The following is a 244-nucleotide window of genomic DNA, read 5'->3' on the forward strand; positions in this document are numbered from 1 at the left end:
CTTAGAAATATTGCTCTTGCCTTTTAAAGTTTCCAATGAGCCTACGTTACGGTAAGCAAAATCTTCGTAGGGCTTAAACCAGTCAAGTAGAGCATGTGAACTGGATTGATCAACGGCATACTTACGAATTAAAAACATGGCAGATTGGCCAGCTTTTAGTTCGCACAGTAGGTGGTCTAACAAAATGGTTTGAAGGTTCTCTGGTTTCTTTGCTTCCTCTACCCATTCATCAGGTGTACTGCAT

The 244-nt window shown here is 41.0% G+C and carries 1 protein-coding gene; it reads right to left on the reverse strand.

Annotated elements, in window-relative coordinates; translation table 11 throughout:
• A partial coding sequence (gene miaE, locus IQR33_RS17720; protein ID WP_228013964.1) for a tRNA isopentenyl-2-thiomethyl-A-37 hydroxylase MiaE occupies window positions 1–244 on the reverse strand: 244 nt, incomplete at both ends.

Source organism: Vibrio sp. OPT46 (assembly GCF_015163535.1).
GTDB classification, from domain to species: domain Bacteria; phylum Pseudomonadota; class Gammaproteobacteria; order Enterobacterales; family Vibrionaceae; genus Vibrio; species Vibrio alginolyticus.